We start from the raw sequence: 1647 nt of genomic DNA, 5'->3' as shown, positions 1-1647 counted from the left end.
GTATCATTCAGCTGCAGCTAACTAGAATTTTTTAATAATTATTTCATCTGAACATAAAGACCTTTTTTGTATAGAAAACTTTAAGGGAAGTCGATAGTATGCCGATTGTACAAGTTCACCTTTTGGAAGGAAGAGAAGAAAAAGACATTAAAAACATGTTAGTAGAAGTAACCGAAGCAATTTCTAACAGCCTTGACGTTGAAAAGGAGAGAGTAAGGATCATTGTCAATGAGGTTCCATCTTCGCACTGGGGAATTGCAGGAGTATCAAGGAAAGAAATAGATATGAATAAGAAGAAATAAGTTGAAAAAATTTGATTAGCTATAATAAAAGAGCGGTATATTTATATACCGCTCTTTTTTGTATACATCGGAAATTATCTAAGGAAAAAGAATCGCTCTTTTAATAGTCGCTTTAAGTTAGTCGCTTTTTTTCAGCAGCGCGCGCACAGGACTTCCATCAGCTTCAACTAAAGGAAGAGGAGCTGCGATTAGTTCATAGTCTCCTGAAGGGATTTTATCTAGTAAAACACCTTCTAAAATGTGAATTTTATGGTATGCAAGTTCATGGTGAGCCGCTAGTTCTTTACTATCGAGTGGATCTACTGAAGGCAGATCAATGCCTAGCAGGCGAATGCCAAGCTTAGCTAAGTAAGAAGCTAAGCTTGGTTCAATGTAAGGAATGGTTTCCGGGAAAACACTTCGATCTTGCCACGCATCTGTTCGAATCAATAAGCGTGTAACACCTTTTAAATTAACATTTGACAATTCGTTTATTCCAATGCTTTTATTAGCTGAGATATGGACAACTTTTGTACGTCCAATATATAAATCTAAGTCCAAATCTATAACCTTTTTTCCGTTATCATCGAAATGAAAAGGTGCATCGATATGAGTGCCGGTATGGATACTCATTGTTATTTTTCCAACATTTACAGAACCGGTCTCTTCTTTACTCCAATTCACTTCATAAGAAAAGGGAGTATCACCAGGCCATCCTGCTGTTTTTTCGTCTAGAGGCTGTGAAATATCAATCCATTTGCTCATTCTTACTACCTCTCTATCTTTTATAAAATATTTATAGCTTCGTTCGCAGGCTCCATAGTTCTGGGAAGAAGTGCTGATCCAGAGCTCTCTTTAAGTAATTCACTCCAGAAGATCCGCCTGTACCTTGTTTGTTTCCAATAATTCTTTCTACTGTACTCATATGACTAAATCGCCACATTTGCTGTTGATTTCCGATATCAACTAATTTTTCTGCTAATTCGTATAAGTCCCAATACTGATCAACGTTACGGTATACGGTAAGCCATGCATCCTCTACGCTGGCATTCGGTTCGTAAGGCTGTGAACAATCTCTTTGTAAAACTTCTTGATCTACCGGCAATCCGCGTTTCATAAGGGCATGAATAGAAGCATCATAGATACTAGGCTCATGAAGAGCCGTTTGCATTTTTTGATATAAATCCGCGTCATGCTGGTAAACAGAGAGTGTATGGACATTTTTATTTCCTAAAGCAAATTCTATCAGGCGATTTTGATAGGATTGAAAGCCGGAAGATTGACCTAATTTATCTCTAAATTCCATGTACTCTGCTGGTGTTAGCGTAGAGAGAACACTCCAAGATTGAATTAGCTGCTGCTGAAT

3 protein-coding genes are annotated in these 1647 nt (G+C 37.5%); 1 reads left to right on the top strand and 2 read right to left on the bottom strand.

Annotation, left to right across the window (positions count from 1 at the left end; all coding sequences use genetic code 11):
- Nucleotides 1-98 precede the first annotated feature (98 nt).
- Entirely contained in the window at nucleotides 99-302 is a 204-nt protein-coding gene (locus tag AC1DRF_RS26645; RefSeq protein ID WP_016765049.1) for a 4-oxalocrotonate tautomerase, read from the top strand.
- A gap of 117 nt (nucleotides 303-419) precedes the next feature.
- Here the strand turns inward: AC1DRF_RS26645 and kynB are convergent, their stop codons facing one another.
- Together kynB and AC1DRF_RS26635 are read right to left on the bottom strand one after the other, a co-directional pair.
- Complete coding sequence (kynB, locus tag AC1DRF_RS26640; protein ID WP_230185508.1) at nucleotides 420-1046, bottom strand: arylformamidase; 627 nt, start codon at nucleotides 1044-1046, stop codon at nucleotides 420-422.
- A gap of 31 nt (nucleotides 1047-1077) precedes the next feature.
- On the bottom strand, nucleotides 1078-1647 hold a 570-nt coding region (locus AC1DRF_RS26635), incomplete at its 5' end, for a tryptophan 2,3-dioxygenase (protein ID WP_477742149.1).

Source organism: Priestia sp. P5_B4 (assembly GCF_056400385.1).
This window is presented reverse-complemented; position numbering and strand designations above follow the sequence as displayed.